At 37.5% G+C, this 17,954-nt stretch carries 17 protein-coding genes; 4 read left to right on the plus strand and 13 right to left on the minus strand.

What is annotated here, in order from left to right; translation table 11 throughout:
* Positions 1 to 23: 23 nt before the first annotated feature.
* The 4 genes from ACOQO5_RS10370 to ACOQO5_RS10385 all read right to left on the minus strand — a co-directional run bounded on the left by ACOQO5_RS10370 (position 24) and on the right by ACOQO5_RS10385 (position 5,479).
* Positions 24 to 1,664 carry a S8 family peptidase gene (locus ACOQO5_RS10370; protein ID WP_420581622.1) on the minus strand — a complete coding sequence of 547 codons (1,641 nt, stop codon included), beginning with the start codon at positions 1,662 to 1,664 and terminating at the stop codon, positions 24 to 26.
* Positions 1,651 to 2,310, minus strand: coding sequence for a hypothetical protein (locus ACOQO5_RS10375; RefSeq protein ID WP_420581623.1), 660 nt, complete (start codon positions 2,308 to 2,310; stop codon positions 1,651 to 1,653). Before ACOQO5_RS10375 ends, ACOQO5_RS10370 begins: the two co-directional genes overlap by 14 nt.
* A gap of 13 nt (positions 2,311 to 2,323) precedes the next feature.
* Entirely contained in the window at positions 2,324 to 3,442 is a 1,119-nt protein-coding gene (gene mnmA, locus ACOQO5_RS10380; RefSeq protein ID WP_420581624.1) for a tRNA 2-thiouridine(34) synthase MnmA, read from the minus strand.
* Positions 3,443 to 3,748: 306 nt separating this feature from the next.
* Positions 3,749 to 5,479, minus strand: coding sequence for a hypothetical protein (locus ACOQO5_RS10385; protein ID WP_420581625.1), 1,731 nt, complete (start codon positions 5,477 to 5,479; stop codon positions 3,749 to 3,751).
* A gap of 219 nt (positions 5,480 to 5,698) precedes the next feature.
* On the opposite strand from ACOQO5_RS10385, the gene ACOQO5_RS10390 reads away from it, so the two are divergent.
* Both ACOQO5_RS10390 and ACOQO5_RS10395 read left to right on the plus strand, forming a co-directional pair.
* A complete protein-coding gene (locus tag ACOQO5_RS10390; protein ID WP_420581626.1) occupies positions 5,699 to 7,042 on the plus strand; it encodes an LPP20 family lipoprotein in 1,344 nt (447 codons plus the stop codon).
* 15 nt (positions 7,043 to 7,057) lie between these two features.
* On the plus strand, positions 7,058 to 7,630 hold the full coding sequence (locus ACOQO5_RS10395) for a hypothetical protein (RefSeq protein ID WP_420581627.1): 573 nt from the start codon (positions 7,058 to 7,060) through the stop codon (positions 7,628 to 7,630).
* 72 nt (positions 7,631 to 7,702) lie between these two features.
* Here the strand turns inward: ACOQO5_RS10395 and ACOQO5_RS10400 are convergent, their stop codons facing one another.
* The 5 genes from ACOQO5_RS10400 to ACOQO5_RS10420 all read right to left on the minus strand — a co-directional run bounded on the left by ACOQO5_RS10400 (position 7,703) and on the right by ACOQO5_RS10420 (position 12,782).
* Positions 7,703 to 8,665, minus strand: a complete 963-nt coding sequence (locus tag ACOQO5_RS10400) for a hypothetical protein (protein ID WP_420581628.1) — start codon at positions 8,663 to 8,665, stop codon at positions 7,703 to 7,705.
* A gap of 102 nt (positions 8,666 to 8,767) precedes the next feature.
* Positions 8,768 to 9,553: a LytR/AlgR family response regulator transcription factor gene (locus ACOQO5_RS10405; protein ID WP_420581629.1), complete on the minus strand. Its 786-nt coding sequence runs from the start codon at positions 9,551 to 9,553 to the stop codon at positions 8,768 to 8,770.
* Positions 9,550 to 10,644 (minus strand): sensor histidine kinase, encoded by a 1,095-nt coding sequence (locus ACOQO5_RS10410; RefSeq protein ID WP_420581630.1) that lies wholly within the window; start codon positions 10,642 to 10,644, stop codon positions 9,550 to 9,552. The genes ACOQO5_RS10405 and ACOQO5_RS10410 overlap by 4 nt, the downstream gene beginning before the upstream one ends.
* Positions 10,645 to 10,800: 156 nt before the next feature.
* Positions 10,801 to 12,144 carry a leucine-rich repeat domain-containing protein gene (locus ACOQO5_RS10415; RefSeq protein ID WP_420581631.1) on the minus strand — a complete coding sequence of 448 codons (1,344 nt, stop codon included), beginning with the start codon at positions 12,142 to 12,144 and terminating at the stop codon, positions 10,801 to 10,803.
* Positions 12,145 to 12,176: 32 nt separating this feature from the next.
* Positions 12,177 to 12,782: a DNA-3-methyladenine glycosylase gene (locus ACOQO5_RS10420; RefSeq protein WP_420581632.1), complete on the minus strand. Its 606-nt coding sequence runs from the start codon at positions 12,780 to 12,782 to the stop codon at positions 12,177 to 12,179.
* A 67-nt stretch (positions 12,783 to 12,849) separates the two neighbouring features.
* On the opposite strand from ACOQO5_RS10420, the gene ACOQO5_RS10425 reads away from it, so the two are divergent.
* A complete protein-coding gene (locus ACOQO5_RS10425) occupies positions 12,850 to 13,725 on the plus strand; it encodes a DUF2911 domain-containing protein (RefSeq protein ID WP_420581633.1) in 876 nt (291 codons plus the stop codon).
* Positions 13,726 to 13,904: 179 nt separating this feature from the next.
* On the opposite strand, the gene ACOQO5_RS10430 is transcribed toward ACOQO5_RS10425, so the two are convergent.
* The 3 genes from ACOQO5_RS10430 to ACOQO5_RS10440 all read right to left on the minus strand — a co-directional run bounded on the left by ACOQO5_RS10430 (position 13,905) and on the right by ACOQO5_RS10440 (position 15,449).
* A complete protein-coding gene (locus ACOQO5_RS10430; RefSeq protein WP_420581634.1) occupies positions 13,905 to 14,741 on the minus strand; it encodes a tetratricopeptide repeat protein in 837 nt (278 codons plus the stop codon).
* A 143-nt stretch (positions 14,742 to 14,884) separates the two neighbouring features.
* Positions 14,885 to 15,130 (minus strand): DUF6952 family protein, encoded by a 246-nt coding sequence (locus ACOQO5_RS10435; RefSeq protein ID WP_420581635.1) that lies wholly within the window; start codon positions 15,128 to 15,130, stop codon positions 14,885 to 14,887.
* Position 15,131: 1 nt separating this feature from the next.
* Positions 15,132 to 15,449: a thioredoxin family protein gene (locus ACOQO5_RS10440; protein WP_420581636.1), complete on the minus strand. Its 318-nt coding sequence runs from the start codon at positions 15,447 to 15,449 to the stop codon at positions 15,132 to 15,134.
* 99 nt (positions 15,450 to 15,548) lie between these two features.
* Between ACOQO5_RS10440 and ACOQO5_RS10445 the strand changes: the two genes are divergently transcribed.
* Complete coding sequence (locus ACOQO5_RS10445; protein ID WP_420581637.1) at positions 15,549 to 16,160, plus strand: hypothetical protein; 612 nt, start codon at positions 15,549 to 15,551, stop codon at positions 16,158 to 16,160.
* Here ACOQO5_RS10445 and ACOQO5_RS10450 read toward each other — a convergent pair.
* Complete coding sequence (locus tag ACOQO5_RS10450) at positions 16,157 to 17,860, minus strand: ATP-binding protein (protein WP_420581638.1); 1,704 nt, start codon at positions 17,858 to 17,860, stop codon at positions 16,157 to 16,159. The two genes, ACOQO5_RS10445 and ACOQO5_RS10450, sit on opposite strands and share 4 nt — an antisense overlap.
* Positions 17,861 to 17,954 lie beyond the last annotated feature (94 nt).

Raw genomic sequence — 17,954 nt, forward strand, 5'->3', positions numbered from 1 at the left:
CAATATATACATCGCCCTGAGAATCAGTAGCGCAATATTTTAACATTTTTAAAATAAGACTCACTTTCTATTTGAAGAAAGTAAATCCCTTGCCCTTTTTGATTGAAGGCCAATTCAGTCACCTGTCCTTTTCGAGCTTTTTTAATAGTTTTTTCATTGAGCAGCGTCCCTGTCTGAGAATAGAGTTTTAGTTTAACTGGCATAGAAATACTGCCCTTTTCTATGACCAAATTGATGTGATCTCCTGATACTGGATTAGGATACACAGTAAGCATATCTTCATTTTGTTTTGATACAGCTAGTGGCTCTTCACCTACAGCTATACTATAATTGGGCAGTCCATACCCAACTTTATTATTGGGAATTGAAAAATTATCAGAAGAGGACAATATCAGGTCTTTCAATTCCAAATTGGTTAACGTAGGAAATTTCTGCCATAGCCCTGCAGCAAATCCTGCAATCAAAGGAGCTGCGAAACTGGTACCATTTTTTTTCACAATCACATTACCTTCTCCTAAAACAGTGGTCTGGTACCCCAAGGCTACCACTTCTGGTTTTATTCGGTTGTCTGCCGTTGGTCCTATTGAACTAAATGACACAAGATTATACTCATTGTCTAGGGCTCCTACTGCGATGATATCTTTCACATCCGCAGGCATAGCCACATATGGCCAAGCACTGTCATTACCCGAATTTCCAGCACTGGTTACCACCAAAATCCCACGATCAATGGCCATTCTTGCAGCTTTTGAAATGACGGAAGTATTTCCATCCAGATCTGCTATCGAGTAATTCATAGATGAATCGTCAAAATCACTATATCCCAAGGATGAAGTAATGATGTCAACTCCGGCACTATCCGCTCTTTCTGCTGCAAACAACCAGTTGTATTCTTCAATTCTATACTCAGAGCTTACATCTTCGGTTACATATAAGCTAATATCTGCCTGATAACCTGTGCCGATAAAAGAAGCACTTAGATTGGCTCCAAGGCAGCTCCAAGTTCCAGTACCATGATCATCGTATTGAAAAACATCCTGCCCACCGGTAGTAAAATCAAATACATCCTTCAGTTTTTCATTTTCATAAACATGACTAAAAACTGCCGACTTGTTTGCATCTAAGAAACCGTCGTCAAAAACAGCTATCCAAACACCTTCACCAGTGATTTCATCCTGATGCATCAAATTTGCACCAAGCATGTTAAGCTGTTTATTAGAATTGATGTTGTTGATATTAGATGGGGCAGCATCTGTTCTGGTATTGTTAATCGGATCTGGTGTGCCATTTAATTTTTGACCTGGAGCAGCTAACTCCGTCTTGAGTACATGATCAAGTGCCTCTATGGTGGCCAGTTGACTTTCAGTTGCCTCTACTAACACAGCATTCATCCACCTGGAGGTAAAGTAAGTTTCAGCGCCGGTATTTTTGACTGATGTGACATACGTTTCATTTACAGGGAAATCGTCTGTACTTATAGCAATAGATTGAGCTTCCCTTCTTTCAATAGCTTTATCAGACAGGTATTCTGAAGGGTTTTCAATAGTATAGCTTGAACCGTCTTTATCGCTAAAATAGACTACATATCGGTTGGTTTGCGCAACGGCAACTTGTACTGTCAAACCAAGAATCACAAAAAACAGAACTACTTTACTCTTTTCCATATTCTTTTATTGTCATTATTAGTTCTCTTCCAGATTCAATTTTTTTCTCCTCTTCACATTCAGTCTGACAATATTTAAGAATAACACTTTCTTTGATAATCATCCCTATGTTTGGTGCAAAGATTTCAGAACGATTCTCCAGACCTAAAATATCTTCTCCTCTGTCATTTTGAACTACCTGAACAATATCTTGGTATAGTGAATCTGACACTAAAGTATCAGGCAATTCCGTATTATACCAATACGTCTCACTAGCTAAACTATTCATTCCATTTCCATCCCATTCAAGCTGGTGATCTATGGGAAAACTCATTTTCACATACGGCACATTGTTTTCTGTAAGGACAGCTACATTTGTTGATTTTTGAGCGGTCCAAATCGAATCCAAATGCCATTGTTCAGAATCACTAATTCTGGTTGATCTATGAATAATATATTGTAAATTATTACCTGCATTTAGTCCTGAATCAGCCACGAATTCTCTGAGTTGATAATTCTGTGTTGTCACTCCCAAAACTGAATAATTGCTCTCTTCCACATCATAGATTCTATAATTTCCTACTTCCAAAGGGAAATAATGAAGACCGAGTCGATCTGAATCCAAAACAACTTCGGATTCTGAACAACTCATTAAAAATGATGCCAAAAAAAGAAATAATTTATACCGCACGCTGATTTGTTTGATTGAAGCTCTTGCTGATCCACCCACCACCAATGACATCGTTCCCTTCATAGAACACCGCTGCCTGACCAGGAGCAATAGCGGACACTCCATTTCCAAAGAATACTTTCATGGTATCTCCTACCTGTTCTATAACGGCCGGATTGCCAGAGTCATTGTATCGTACTTTGGTAACAGTGTCCATGCGCTCCGATAAGCTGCTGTATTTACCCAAAATCAGTTGGTTCACATACATACCATCTCTGGAAAGTTCATCAAACGTACCCAATACGACCTGATTCTTTTCTTTGTTGATTTCTACTACATAGGCTGGGAAGCCCAAGGCAATACCTAACCCTTTTCTTTGTCCAACGGTATAGAATGGATAACCTTCGTGTGTTCCAACTACTGTCCCATCTTCCAATACAAATTGACCACCGGTAACTTTTTCTTCCAGCCCATCTACTCTTCTTTTGAGGAAACCTCTATAGTCATTGTCAGGTACAAAACAGATTTCATAAGACTCTGACTTGTTGAGAAGATCTGTAAATCCTCTCTCTCTCGCCATCTCTCTGATTTCAGACTTTTTCAAGTGGCCCAATGGCAAAAGTGTACGGCTCAAGCTTTGTTGAGAAACACCCCAAAGCGCATAGGACTGGTCCTTCATTTCATCCACCCCTTTACTGATAACATATCTGCCGTTTTCTTCACGTACATTGGCATAATGACCTGTTGCAATAAAATCGCAGCCCAATTTGTCTGCCCGACGTAATAATGCATCCCATTTAATATGGGTATTGCACAGAACACATGGATTTGGTGTGCGCCCAGCCAGATACTCGTCGGTAAAATGATTGATTACATAATCACCGAATTCTTCTCTGATATCTAAAATGTAATGTGGGAATCCTAAGTTGACCGCAATATTTCTTGCGTCGTTGATAGAATCGAGGCTGCAACAGCCTGTTTCTTTTTTGCTACTACCTGAGGAGTTGTAATCCCAGGTTTTCATTGTCATTCCGATGACTTCATATCCTTGTTCATGAAGCATCACTGCGGCTACTGAGCTATCTATACCACCACTCATGGCCACAAGCACTCGTCCTTTTGTACTCATTATTATGTTTTATTGCCAGGTTCACAGCCTGGTGTTGACATTTATTATAAGTGCAAAATTACGTTAAATAGTTTGATTACTAGGTCATTTGGAAATGTAATACAAATAAAATGAGACTGTCTCAAAAGCCCCTCAAACTGTCAGACTGAGCGGAGCGTCGTCGCGCGGTGAACCGTCGGGTACTCGAAACCTTACTGCTTGTAGCAGACAGACATTTCGACGTAGCTCAATGTGACGCGATAAGATAAATACTACTTTTGAGACAATCTCTTTCCAGTGCAATGAAGCACAGCTTGGTGAAATTCTTTATTTATCTTCCTTGAGTACTGTAATTCCCCACATTTCCTGATTGCTCGGTGGGTCGTCATTCCATCTTCTGTATGAATGGGAACCATCAGTTTCATAATAGACGCGATAAGTCCCTTTTTCTAAAAGTACTGTTTCATTAAATTCTCTGTTCTTTCTAGCTCCTCCTGCGTGATCAGAATTACGATAGTCCATTTCCCAAACGATTCTGCCAGTATCCATATTTTTGATGAAACCATAGTCGTACATTTCACCACCACTACCTTCACCTACTCCTAGGACTCTAACTCTTGAATCTTCATTTAATGAGAATGTTTTTTTCACTAATGCTCGGTCTCCTACCATAGTGAGTACTGCCAACTCATTCTTATTTTTGTATTCCTCTGGATGAAATGGCACAACATTTTTCAAATCTGATTCATTGGTCGCCCAAATCGTGATCCCCCACATTTCTGGTTCATAAGGTTGGCTCGAATTCCAATCACCATAGGCGTGTGAATCGTCTGTAGCATAGTAAACGATATAATCTCCAGGATCAAGGCTAACTACTTCTTCTACATATCTGTTCTTATCTGCGCCACCCCCATGTTTGGCTTTGTAAGGTTTCATTCTCCATACTCGTTCTCTGGTAGAAGCATCTACTATCCAACCAAAATCAGCCATATTATCACTTCCGGTGATTTCTCCAAGACAATAAATCCTTACATCCATAGCCTTCTTGATGCTGATTCCTTTGGCAATCATTTCGTCATCTCTCGCTTTGGTCAATGAAACTATTGGTTTAACAGTTTTTGGCTCTTGATAGGCAACTACATTTTTTTTGTTACTTCCCTCTGCCCATACAGATATTCCCCAAAACTGGATATCATCTGGTGGAAGTGCATTCCACTTTTCAAATGAATGCGAATCGTCAGTTGTATAATTAACTAAATAACTGCCTTTCGGTAGTGTAATTTTTTCGTTCACTTTCAAGTTCTTTCTTGCTCCTCCCGCATATCTAGCATCTCTGTAGTCCATTTCAAATACTCTTTCGCGAGTATTGGCATTCGTAATCCAGGCATAATCAAACATCTCCCCATCACTTCCTTCTCCTAAAGCATAAACCTGTAATTCCGTGGAACCAGTCAATGTGAAGCCTTCGCTAAAACGTTTGTTATCTCTAGATTTAGTAAAAGAGACAATGGCATCATCTGTTTTCTTATCTAAGAAACTTCTAGCATCTGCAGCTTTTACTCCAGAGCCAGCAATTTTTATATACAAATCATCCTGTGCGCTTCTACGGTAGCTCTCTCTTCTTCTTGAGCCAAACAGCCAATCCATCGAGTCGCCCAATCCATCAAAATACCAATCATTGTCTCTTCCTCTATTCCAATTTCTAGTAGCATACATGCCCGCAAAATAGAGTTCATAATTTCCTTTCTTCAGTGAAATCTTACCGTCGAAATTGAATGGTCCATCTTCTCCATCAATGTCTTCGTCTTTCATATAGTCAAACAAGTGCCAAACTACTTCTCGAGAATCTGCATCCATAATCCAGCCATAGTAAATGAGAAGTTTCCAATCATCCTCAAAAACTGCTCCCAATCCATTAACATTTACCTCTCCATTTTGTGAGACACTAAAGCCTTGAATCTTCACCTCTTTCGGATAGACATCTCCTAGTGTAACTGATTGTGCCAAGCTTGTGGAACACATGAGTATAGCCAGCGCAAGTGTATTTATTATTTTCATAGTCATAATGAGTTTTTTCTTTCACAACTAAGATGTACATGGATGTGAAAAAGTTTTAAAGTTGAAATAAATATTTCAAAATCAATCTCCAATGACCCGAAAGAGCCATTTTTATAGACCTAAAAACATTTTTTTTCGTTCGTCAATTATCTTGGCAATAAATTTGTTAACACTCAGAAGAAAACGATTAATTTTAAGATAAACTCAAATACAAAACCCATGCGAAGCCTTATCCATCTCACATTCCTTCTATTACTTTTAGGTACCTCCGGATGTGCAACAGCTAGAATTCCAAGTTGGGTAAAAAAGCGCCCAATCTCAGATACCTATTACATAGGGATTGCAAGAGTTTCTGTAGCAGAACGAGATTTTAATCAAGTAGCTAAAAATAAAGCACTGGCCGATATTATATCTGAAATCTCCGTAGAACTCAGTTCTACTTCAGTTTTTCACCAATTAGAAGAAAATGATGTGCTTAAAGACACTTATGAATCGTGGACAAAAACAAAGATTGAAGATGATTTAGAAGGCTATGAATTAGTTGATACCTATACCAAAAAGGGAGAATATTGGGTATACTATCAATTGAATATTGCAGAGTATAAAAGAATCAAAAAGGAGAAACTTGATAAGGCAAAAAAACTGTCTATCTCATTATTAGAAAAGGCACATGAGGAAAGAAAAAAAGGAGAAATTGGTACTGCTCTACAACTATACAGACAATCATTCGATGCCATCACTCCGCACTTGAATGAAGATCTATCAGCTTTCATTCATGAACATGGAAGAATTGACCTGGCCAACCATAATTATAAGTCTATTGCCGAAACATTTGCTAATCTTTCCTTTAGAGCTTCTCAGGACCCTATCGTATTTATGCCATTAGGAATTGGTGAATTGCCAGTTTTTACCGCAAGATATAAGGACATTCCGGCCAAGGATTTGCCATTGCTCATAGGGAAATATGGAGAACCGATAGAGACATTTCAGTCTGCCAAAAGCAATAATAACGGCTTGGTTCAGCTGCCAGTGGTTAATGTACCTGCAAATAGTACACAACCTATAGAGGTTGAATTAGACTTGGGTAAAATATTTGGAAAGAAAACAACTGAAAATATTATTGGAGCGATGTTTTCTCAAAAGCAAGATGCCCCAACAGATCGGATCAATGTAAAAATTGAACCACAAGCTGCGATCTTTAGAGTAGCCTCAGGTGGTAATGACCAGGATCTTATCATGTCATCTGCTCAATCGATTATGACGAGCTATTTAGTAAATAAAGTTTCAGATGAAACCCATGCGGTATTTGCAGTAGAAATTGATGGCCGATGGCTGGAGAGCACCCATGACGAACGATACAACTTATATAGAGAAACACTAAATTTCTCCATAAAAATCATACAACTATCTAATGAGAAAGTAGTTTATCAAACGACAAGGTCAGATATCAAAGGTGTAAAATCCGGATCACAAATGAAAGCAAAAGAAGAAGCGCTCACACTGATGGAGACTAAACTTAGATACGAAATACTACCCGAAATAAACAGAATAAAAATAGACTAATTAAAACAAATAACTATGAAAATCAATTACATCAACACCATAGCCATCCTAGCGACCATAGGTCTTATGATAGGATGTAAAGGTTCTCCAAAGCCAACATCGTCCAAAGGAGAAAGCGAAATAGTCCTACACTGCTCAGGACCAGATTACAGAAGTGACAAAAAGAACTTTCGAGCTTATGCCACTGGAGAAAGTAGTGATTTAGAAATTGCTCGTAAAAAAGCAACCAGCAATGCAAAAGCGGCATTGGCTAGCCAGGTACAAACAACGGTAAAAAGCACGACTGATAACTATTCTAATTCTAGAGAATTTAATAATGTAGAAGAGATAGAAGAGCGTTTTGAATCACTCAACCGTGAGGTTGTAGATCAGCAATTGAATGACGTAAAAGTGATTTGTGAAAAATTGACTGAAAATAGCAAAACTGGAAAATACAAGTGTTACATGGCTGTAGAAATGAAAGCTGATGCTGTTCAAGAAGCTATCGAACAACGAATCAAAAATGACGATCGATTGAAGATTGATTATGACTACGAAAAATTCAAAGAGACCTTTGAAAAAGAAATGGAAAAAATGAGTAATAACTAAAACTCATTTAGCGTAATAATTGAAAGCCTGTTTGATATTGAATCAAACAGGCTTTTTTTGTTAATCATATAATTACCTGGGTAACTCATCCATAGAAATTATATAGATATCATCAAAGCCGTTTTTAGGACGATTAAGTGCATCACGCAACTCTGAAATAGTCTGCACTTCTTTTGCTTCCTTTCTGCTACTCGTAAAGTAGAAATTCTTACCATCATTAGAGACAAATGGACAATAATCAAGCTTAGCAGAATTGATCTTGTCCCCAAGATTAATGGCTGGTTGCCATATACCATCTTGGTTATAAGAAATATACAAATCTCCACCGCCAAAGCCATCAGCTCGCTTGTATGAGCTAAAAATCAAAAACTTCTCTTCAGGATCAATAAATGAATTAAATTCATAAGTCGCGGAATTAACAGCTGAATCCATACTCATGGGTTCGGAGAACTTACCATCAATAAAGGAACTATAATAGATATCCTCCTTGCCCTTTGTATCTGATCTAGTTGCCGTAAAAAAGAGCGTACCTTTAATCGACACGGATGGAAAGAATTCTTCGCCAGCTGTATTGATTAGCGTATCCAATGCCATTGGCCTTCCCCATCCGTCCTTAATTCTATCAACATACCAAATATTATAGTCTTTGCTTTCGTCTCCGTCGAATAAGGGTCTATCTGAAGCAAAGTATAAGCGCTTACCATCTGGAGAAAACATGGGTTCGATATCCTTATATTTTCCAGAAAATGAAACGACTGAAGATTCATTCCATTGATCCTTTTTCTTTTTCATTTCTACGATCATCCTTTGGTCGTCATTGTAGCTATGAATGGAATAGAGCATATGATCACCATCTGGTGAAATAGTCATATCTCTTTCTTTGTATGGTGTAGACACTTGGCCTTCCATAAACAGCTCCTGAGCCAATGAAGATGAAAAAGGCTGAAGCCAGACTAGCAGTATCACTAGTCCGGTCTTCAACCATTTAACCGAAGAATCTTTGTTAGGTGGTGTGTTAATAAAAAATGTTTTCATGAGTTTGAGCCTTTATTCTTTCGTAAGAAACACAGCATAGGTTAGTTGACCTTAGTTTTTGGAAAGGTTCTCTACAAACTGTTATGAATACTCGACAAACTGTTAGAAGGTGCCTTTCGTGAGATCTATGATCTTGTCTTTGTAAGTCCTTCCTGACTTAATCACGCTTTGATTAGTCAGATGGAAATAATATTCAGAGTTGGTATGCGGTCGAATTTCTACGATGTGATCACAATTGATAATATGAGACTTATGAATACGTCTAAATTTTTTGGGATCAAGCTTAGATTCAATTTCTGAAATGGACTTATACAACAAAAATTTACCTTGATGGTCAATAATTTCAATGTAATCACCTGCTGCCTGAATGCTTTGAATATCTGTAGTAAGAATATGCTTGATCCTTTTGGAATCCCTTACTACAATCTTGGATGGGTATAATGGTTCCTGGTCTTGAATAATTGTATTCTGATAGTCCAGGTTGACTTTAGTCCATTGTTCATGAAAATCAACGAGCCCTGAAAGCTTTATTTTTTCTAGTGCCTTGTTCATCGATGCATGAAATCTAGACCTATCAAAGGGCTTCATCAAATAGTCCGTAGCATTGAGCTCAAAGGCTTTTATTGCAAATTGGTTATAGGCTGTGGTAAAAATTACCACTGGATGATGTGTCAGTTGCTGACTATCCAAGACAGCAATTCCATCCATTTTTGGCATTTCAATATCCAAAAAAAGTAGATCAGGCGACAGCTGATTAATTTGCTCAACCGCTTCTATCCCATTGGCTACTTCATGTATACTACCTACTTCTTCGAAGTCCCGGAGATAAGAAACAATTATCTCTCTGGCCAGCGGTTCATCATCAGCTATGAGTATTTTCAATTTCATGGCTCAGTTGTGAAAGCTGGATAAACAATTTTGGTCATGGATAAATTATTGTCAAAGCCTAAACTAAAGTCATCCTGAAATAAAGATGACAATCGTTTTCGTGTATTCGAAAGACCTAACCCCTCTTTCGCTCCTGATTCTGGTTTATTATCGAGACAACCTGTATCCTGAACTGATATCTGCACAGATTCCTCTTCTTTCTGTATACAGATTGTAATAGTACCTCTATTGTCATTTGGTACCACTCCATGTACCAGTGCATTTTCAACAATTGGTTGTAATAAGGCTGGAGGAATAAGTAAATTTTCAACTTGTCCTTCTAGCTCAAATTCACACTTTAGGTCTTCTCCAAATCTAAGAATGTAAATGTCCAAGTACCTTTTTATAAAATCAATCTCTTCTTTGACAGTGATCCACTTTTGGCTATCCATCTCTATGCTCTCACGTAGTAAATCACTGAGTTTGGCTATTACTGTAATCGCCAAATCATTTTCTTTTTTCAACACTAACCCTGAAATGGCATGCAGCGAATTAAACAAGAAATGAGGTTTGATTTGAGCTTTCAAAACGCCCAGTTGAGCTGCCATTAAACTTTGATTTAATTCTGTTTGCTTACGCGAAAGGGTTTGCGATTCTGAATAACTCAAATAGGCTACACAAGATGCCATGAAACCAAGACCCAGGACCAGATTGGATTGTAATCTAAAAGTAATCAGTTGAACAAAAACGCTCCCATAAGTTCCGTTTTCCTCCACATTAGCATCGTTCAAGAAGTGAATCATGGACTCTACACCTAAAATGAGCGCAATGGCTAGCATGCATAACCCAAACAATTGAACAGCGAATGACAACCAACCTTTCTTTCGAGCAAACAAATGACAAATGGCCACAAACAAGACAGGTGATAAAGGAACCCAAAAAAGAATGAATAAATCATTGACAATGATTCGTTTGTAAGGGGCTGGTTCATTGTGAAGTTGGTAATAAAACAAACTTTCTGATACTGTCAGTGCAAATACAAGTACCCAGACTACAGCACTGATTACAGTGAACTGCCCTAAGTTTTGAGCTTCTAATTTATCGTCCCGCATAATCTGTTTTCAGAACTAAACAATTGATAGCAAATACCTTCATTTCGCTTTCCCAAATTTTCTAAAAATCATAATGCTTGTGTTTCAGATTCTTTTGTTTAACAATCAAAAAATAGACTTCACTTACCATGGAATGGTTCATCTGCTATCCCATTTTTATTCAGGGTCTCCATAGTTGATATTCACGCCTTTCCCATACAATACGCTTAACACTTCTTCATTTTGCTCTGCATGAATTTTATAATCAATACTATTACCCGACTTATCTATACTCAGAATTTCTAATTCATTCATACTTTTCAATTCTAAAGGAATTTTCTCAATGTCATTATTGCTCATATCTATAAATGTGAGATGTTTCAGATTCAAAAGTGAAGGTGGGAAATCGGTAAGCTGATTATAATTGAATCTAATGGTATTTAAAGAATCCAGATGACTAAATGAATTGGGCAAACTCGATAAGCTGTTGTGATGAATGAAAATCTGCTTGAGGTTCATCTCTCCTATTGATTCAGGCAGGTAGTCTATTTGATTAAATGCTAAAAACAGACTTTCCATTTCTTTTAGATTAGAAATTTCGGCTGGGATTTCATGAAGCTTATTATGAAATAAATCCAATTCTTTCAATTCATCCAACTCAAATAACGCTGTGGGCACAGATTCCAACTCATTTTTATAAAATGAAAGTTCAGTGAGCTGACTTAATTTACTTATATCGGGGGAAATACTCTTCAACTGATTTTCCCGAACGATCAATTTCTTTAGATTGGTCAGTTGATATACATCATCTGGTATCGTCTGCCATTGCATGCCTGACGCATAAAGAGCTTCCAGGTTAGGTAACTTTCTAGAAATTTTCAGGTTAGATTTCAACTCTTCATTCCCTGAAATATCTAAGGCGTCCAATTCTTTAAATTTCTTTACACGGCCCGGTATTCGACTCATGTCGTTATAGCTAACATCCAAGAATTCTAAATTTTTCAATCGTTTCAATCGTCTCGGTATTGAGCGCAGTGAATTACTCTTCAAAGTGATTTCTTCAATAGTTGACAGCCGAGCTACTTTCATTTTATTGATAGATTCTTCATTTCGATCTAGTCTAATTTTTCTAAGATTTGGCAAATCATTTAGCTCTTCAGGCAGATCTTTGATTTCATTTCTACTTAAATCCAGCGAAGTGATATTAAAACACTTGAACACAAAATCAGGAATTTCAGTTAGTCCACAATGAGAGAGATTCAGAGTAGAAAGCGTATCCAAACCTGTTGAAAGTTGATAACTCTCTAATCTCATTTTGGCTCGATGATAGTTCCTATACTCGATAAATTCATTGTAAAAATTCCCTAAAGAATCTTCACCATAATTGGTTCGAATATTCTCTACGAGCACTTCATATTGCTTAGAAGACATTGAAAATATTTCTTCCATACTGGGTTGTGCCCAAACAATCAATGAATTAATGATTCCTAATATGGAGCAGATAAACTTCTTGTATTTCATATTTAGTTATTGAGAAAAATAAATATAGCCGATCATTTCCTACTCACCCACAAGTTACCTTTTATATAAAACCGCCAAGGCAATTGCGCATCTTCTTCGGCATACTCCACTCCTATTCTTGTAGATTCTGTTATCCATTCATTAGCTATGGGCTCTGAATCTTCGATCCAAATGGGTGCTCGATAGAGCAGAGAACCAGTCTGCTTAGTTTTTATCCCCATTGACTTGGATAATATACCTGGTCCATTGGTGAGTTTATTGTTATTTGAGCTTAGTCTCTTTCTCATCGTTCCCTGTCCCACCATAGGTTCCAATGCCCTAATCAATACAGCATCAGCTTTACCTTCCGTATTAGTAACTACATTAAACAAATGATGTATACCATAGCACAAATAAATATAGGCGCAGCCGCCAGGGGCATACATTACTTCTGTTCTTGCAGTACGTCTCCCATTATGGGCATGGCAAGCTTTATCATTGGTACCACTATAGGCTTCTACTTCTACAATTTTCCCTTTGCACAGCAGACCATCAATCTCTGTACAAAGGACCTTTCCGAGCAAGTCTTTGGCAACTTCCAATACATTTGACCTTTGGTAAAAGCCGTTCGTCAAAATATTTAAACTATCTTTCTGCATATGTAAACCCGAATTAGGGAAGACCGTATAACACCCCATATTTATAACAATCAAAATGAACTTAATTATGTACAAAACCAAACTGTTCAAACTTAGTTTCGTAGCGGCACTACTTGCCATCTCATTCAACGGAACTGCTCAAATTAACACACCTGCTCCAAGTCCGGCAGGGTCGGTATCTGCTACTGTTGGCCTTACCGAAATTGAAATCAGCTATTCGAGACCTCAAATGAAAGGTAGAAAAATCTTCGGAGATGGAGAGGTTTTGGTACCCAATGGTCAACTATGGAGAGCTGGTGCAAACGCCGGAACTATAGTTAAATTTAGCGATGATGTGAAGATAGCTGGACAAGACTTAGCTGCAGGTGAATATCTATTCTTAGCTACTCCGGGTGCATCTGAGTGGGAAGTTGTGTTTTATTCTGACCCTTCTATAGGAGGTAATATGTCTAAATATGACGACAGCAAAGCAGCGGTAAAAGCTAAGGTGAAGTCTTCCAAATTAACTGAAGTTGTGGGAACGTTAACTTACAATATCTCAGACATCAGCGAAAATAGTGAGAACGCAAACATCCAGTTGGCATGGGAAAACACTGCCGTGAATGTTCCTGTTCAAGTATCGTTTGATGAAACTGTAATGAAAGCCATTGCTGAAAATACAGTGGTAAAGCCTGGAAACTTGATGGCAGCGGCTAGATATTACTACTCTGCTGATAAAGATTTGGATCAGGCGTTGAAATGGGTTAATGCCTATTTAGCTACAGGAGACAATAGCACTCAATTCTGGAATGTTCATGTAAAAGCACAGATTTTGGCTAAGCAAGGCAACAAGAAAGAAGCAATCAAAGTAGCTAAGGAATCAATGGCTGCAGCTAAAGCTTTTGAAGCTGGTGACTTTGGTTATATCAAAAGAAACGAAGACTTAATTGCTTCTTTGAAATAATAGGAATTACTACTCATTAGACAACTGTCTCAAAAGTTTAGAGACCGTCATCACAGGTGCCACGAAGTGATCTTATGGTTCAATTAAGAATCATATTTTAAGATTGCTTCTCCCGATAGCCATCGGGATCGCAATGACGTTAACTTTTGAGACAGTTTTTTTGCTGGCCTATTTCGCCTTTAATATTTGCTCTTGAGTAATTCTAAATTCTCTTTTGCCATTTGATTGGAGGAATCCAATGCAAGGCTTCGATTGATAAGAGAGTCTGCCAAAGCATAATTGCCTAAGTGAATTTGAATCAAGCCTTTATTATTTAAAAAGTAAGGCTGATCAGCGACCAATCTGATTGCAGCATCAATAGTAGAATCTGCCAGCTCTAGTCTCCCTTGTTCCAGGTAAACCAAGGAGAGCGGATTCAACACTTCAGGAGCATTGCCCCTAATCTCCAGCGCTTTATCAAACGCTTCTTCTGCTTCGTTGTACATCTCCAGGTGATAATTCATCACACCTAAATTAGTCCAGGAATCGAATTGTTTTGAGTCTCTGACAACGGCTTGTTCGAAACTCTTCTTGGCTTGATTATAATCCTTCTGCTCGCCATAAACAAAGCCTTCAATGTTATAGACAATTGCGGTGTCGGGATAAATTTTTTTAAGTAAGTCTAAATCTTCCAAAGCCATTTGGTACCGTTTCATAGCCAGATAAGTATAGGATCGATTGAAAAGCACATCATTAAATTCGGGTCTGGTTTGTCGTACTTCATTGTAATCAGCCAGAGCCAAGGCATAATGTCCCGATTCGTAATAAGCTACTCCTCTATTTAAATGCGCATCGATCACTTCGTGATCCATTTCCAGCACCTTAGAATACAAAACAATGGCGTCCTCGTAGTACGCATCATCGAGTTTTTGTGTGGCAGCCTCAAAAGTCTTCTTGATCCTATTTTTCTTGTTGATTGGACTACAACCGGCCAGGATAACTAGTGAAAAGACAAATAGACTTAGATAAATGCGCATGGTATAATAATCATTAATTGAAGGGCAAAATTAAGGCTTCCAGCTAAACTTCTATAGATGATAATAATCAATTATTTGACAATAATGACAAACAAAAAAGGCTTCGAATTACTCCGAAGCCTAAATTTATATTTTTCAATTGATTAGCTTGAAATGGAGGTCCTCACTTTTTCTGTATAAGCTCTCAAAGCTTTTGGAAATGGAATATCATCTTTCTCCATTTTTTCAATAATCCAACCGGCAGCTATCAAGTGGGTAAGCACCTCTCCATCGTCCTCACCTTCTACTTCAAATGGCAACTCCTTTTCCTCCATAAGGCAATATTCTGCCTTTTCAAGTTCTTCTACGGAATGGTTCTCCACTAGCTTCTTTATTACAGGTATTTGCATACTAGTTCAATTTGTTTAAAAGTTCGACAACAGCATCTTCTTTACTACTGGCCACTGTATCTACAAGATCACCACCTTTAAAAATAGCAAAAAATGGAAGATTGGTTACGCCAGCTGCTTTTCTGGCCAATTCATTTTCTTCGGCATTTACTTTCAAGAAAGTTACTCCTTCGAAACGTTCATCCTTGGCTAGTCTTTTATACTTAGGACTAAATAACCTACAAGAACCACACCAGTCAGCATAGTACTTTACAATTGCTTTGTCTGCACTTGAAATCTCTTGCTCAAAATTGCTATCTACAGTTTCTTTTACTTCCATTATTTTATCATTGATTATCACCGCAATTTTACGGAAGTTTGTGGACGAAGAAATTTTTCTTGTATAAAATTATTTGATCGGGCCATTGCCTCAGTTGATATGAATCTAAGAACATTTGTAAAGGTCGGGAGTATTACCAATTTAAGTGATGCTCGTTTTTGTGCAGGTTTTGGTGTGGATCTATTAGGCTTTGATCTCAATCCAAATTCGGACAACTACATTTCAATTGAGCAAGCCAATGAAATTATGGGTTGGGTAGCTGGACCTGCTTTTGTCGCCGAATTTGGCAAAATGCCGCTAGAAGAAATTACCAAACTTCAAGAAGAAAACAAGTTTCCTTTTGTACAGGTAAGCCAAATTGATACTGCAGACAAACTGAAAAAGAAAGGTTGTCAAGTCATACTTGCGATCCATGTGGCATCTGAAAGTGATCTCAAAGAACTAGCTCAATCTGTCGGAAATGAATATGCTCACATTATTGTTTCTTGTGAAGCTCCTCAACTCATTCCGGCTATTGAGGAAAAATTGGCGACGGGAAGTGAAACTTCTCTAATCAAAGCTTATGATGTAGAACTATCACAACTCGATCATATCATTCAAGTTCAACCTTTTGCTGGTATTGAATTGAAAGGATCGCAAGAAGAGAAGCCTGGCTTCAAAGAGTATGATGAATTAGCCGATATTTTAGAGGCATTAGAAGTCGAAGATTAATTGGCAGGCAAATGAATCGAAATTTCGGTTCCTTGATCCGGTTCACTTTTTATTTCCAAATTACCATTATTCAACTGTAGAATATCGAGGCAAAAATTTAACCCAAGGCCAGTTCCTTTTTCTCCTTCTGTCCCAAGCCTGGTAGATGCTTTATTTTTATTGATCCCTTCGAGAACAGAAGCAATAGTGTCTGCGCACATACCAATACCAGAATCTTTGACATTCAGCTGTACAGTTCCGTTCTCTTTTTTAGCATTTAATACTATCGTGCCATTTACAGGGGTGAATTTGATGGCATTACTCACCAGGTTTCTGATAACAATAGCCAGATGATCAGGATCTACAAAGGCCTCAAGATTTTTAGATATACTATTTTCCAGTTTGATGGATTTAGCTTTGATAGATTCTCCATAGAGTTGTAAAACATTTGTAGCCACGTTTTCGAAATTAACTTGCTTTGGTATTGCGTTAAATGCACCTAATTGTGACTTGACCCAAGTCAGTACATTGTCTAATGTAAAACTGATAGAATCAACCTGCTGCTTTACTGTACCTAATAACTCCTTGAATTTTTTGGGTTCTATATCATCAGCATACATCAACAAACCACCTAGTGAAACAAGTGGAGAACGAAGGTCATGGGATAGAATACTCAAAACTCTGTCTTTAGAAGCATTAGCATCCATGAGTTGCCTTTCCGTTTCTTTCACTCCTTTTATATCTGTGATATAAGTCAGCACTCTGGAAACTTTACCTTGCTGATTTTTTAATGGAATGTATTTTCCATAAGCATGGATACTTTCACCATTTACAAAAGTAACAGCACTATCAACATCTGACTCATAACCTTCTAAACATCTATTAAACAATGGAGTAGCCATTTCAGATATTTCTGGACCCAATACTTCTTCGTAATGTTTCCCTTCAATGTTAACCATTTCTTTAAGTATGACATCATTGAATCTATTGTTTACTATAATATAATGGCCTGTTCTGTCTAATAGAGCGATGAATATAGGAAGGTTATTAATTGTTGTTCTGAGCAGATGTTCATTGTAGATGAGATTGTCTCTTTCGTATTGTACTAAGGAATTTTGCATTTCCACTTTTTTGCTAAACATTCGTATCCTTTGTTCACTTCTTTGGAGATCCAATTTGAATACATTAGTGAACAGATACACACAGACAAATGCAACTAATAAATTAGTCAAAGCCAAAAAATCATCTGCAATGAAATTTCCATCACTGAGTTGATCGATTCGAAAATACTTCATCATTAATGCTGATAATGCAGCAAAAAAGAACAATAAGCGTTTAGCAGTTTTATCAAATAGTGCAACTATAATTGCTGAAAAACCAATAAAGAAAAATTCATTGTCACGATTCTGATTATTAAATAACGTGATATACCCAATCACATTAGCGAATATCCAAGTGGCTATGACCAAGTAGTACTTTGCAAAAGTATTTTGCTTGTTTCGGTTTAAAAAATGAACAGGAATTGTCAGAATCAGTAAACCTGAAAAAATAGAGATCGCATGAACATAAGAACCAACAATCAGATTGATCGTACCAAAAAGTACTATGATAAATCCTCCAATTGTATTGAATATATTGACTAACCGAGTCCTTCTTCGCTCAATAATCTCCGGGTGCCCATAAACACCAGCATTGATCAAGAGCCGCATTAATTTTCTCAATACTATCATTCAATCTTACTCTGCTGCAATTATTTTTTCGATTGGTAAAGCTGGATTTCAATAAGATAGTGAAATAAATTCAAAAAGTTCTTTA

Source organism: Reichenbachiella sp. (assembly GCF_965223055.1).
Lineage (GTDB): Bacteria > Bacteroidota > Bacteroidia > Cytophagales > Cyclobacteriaceae > Reichenbachiella.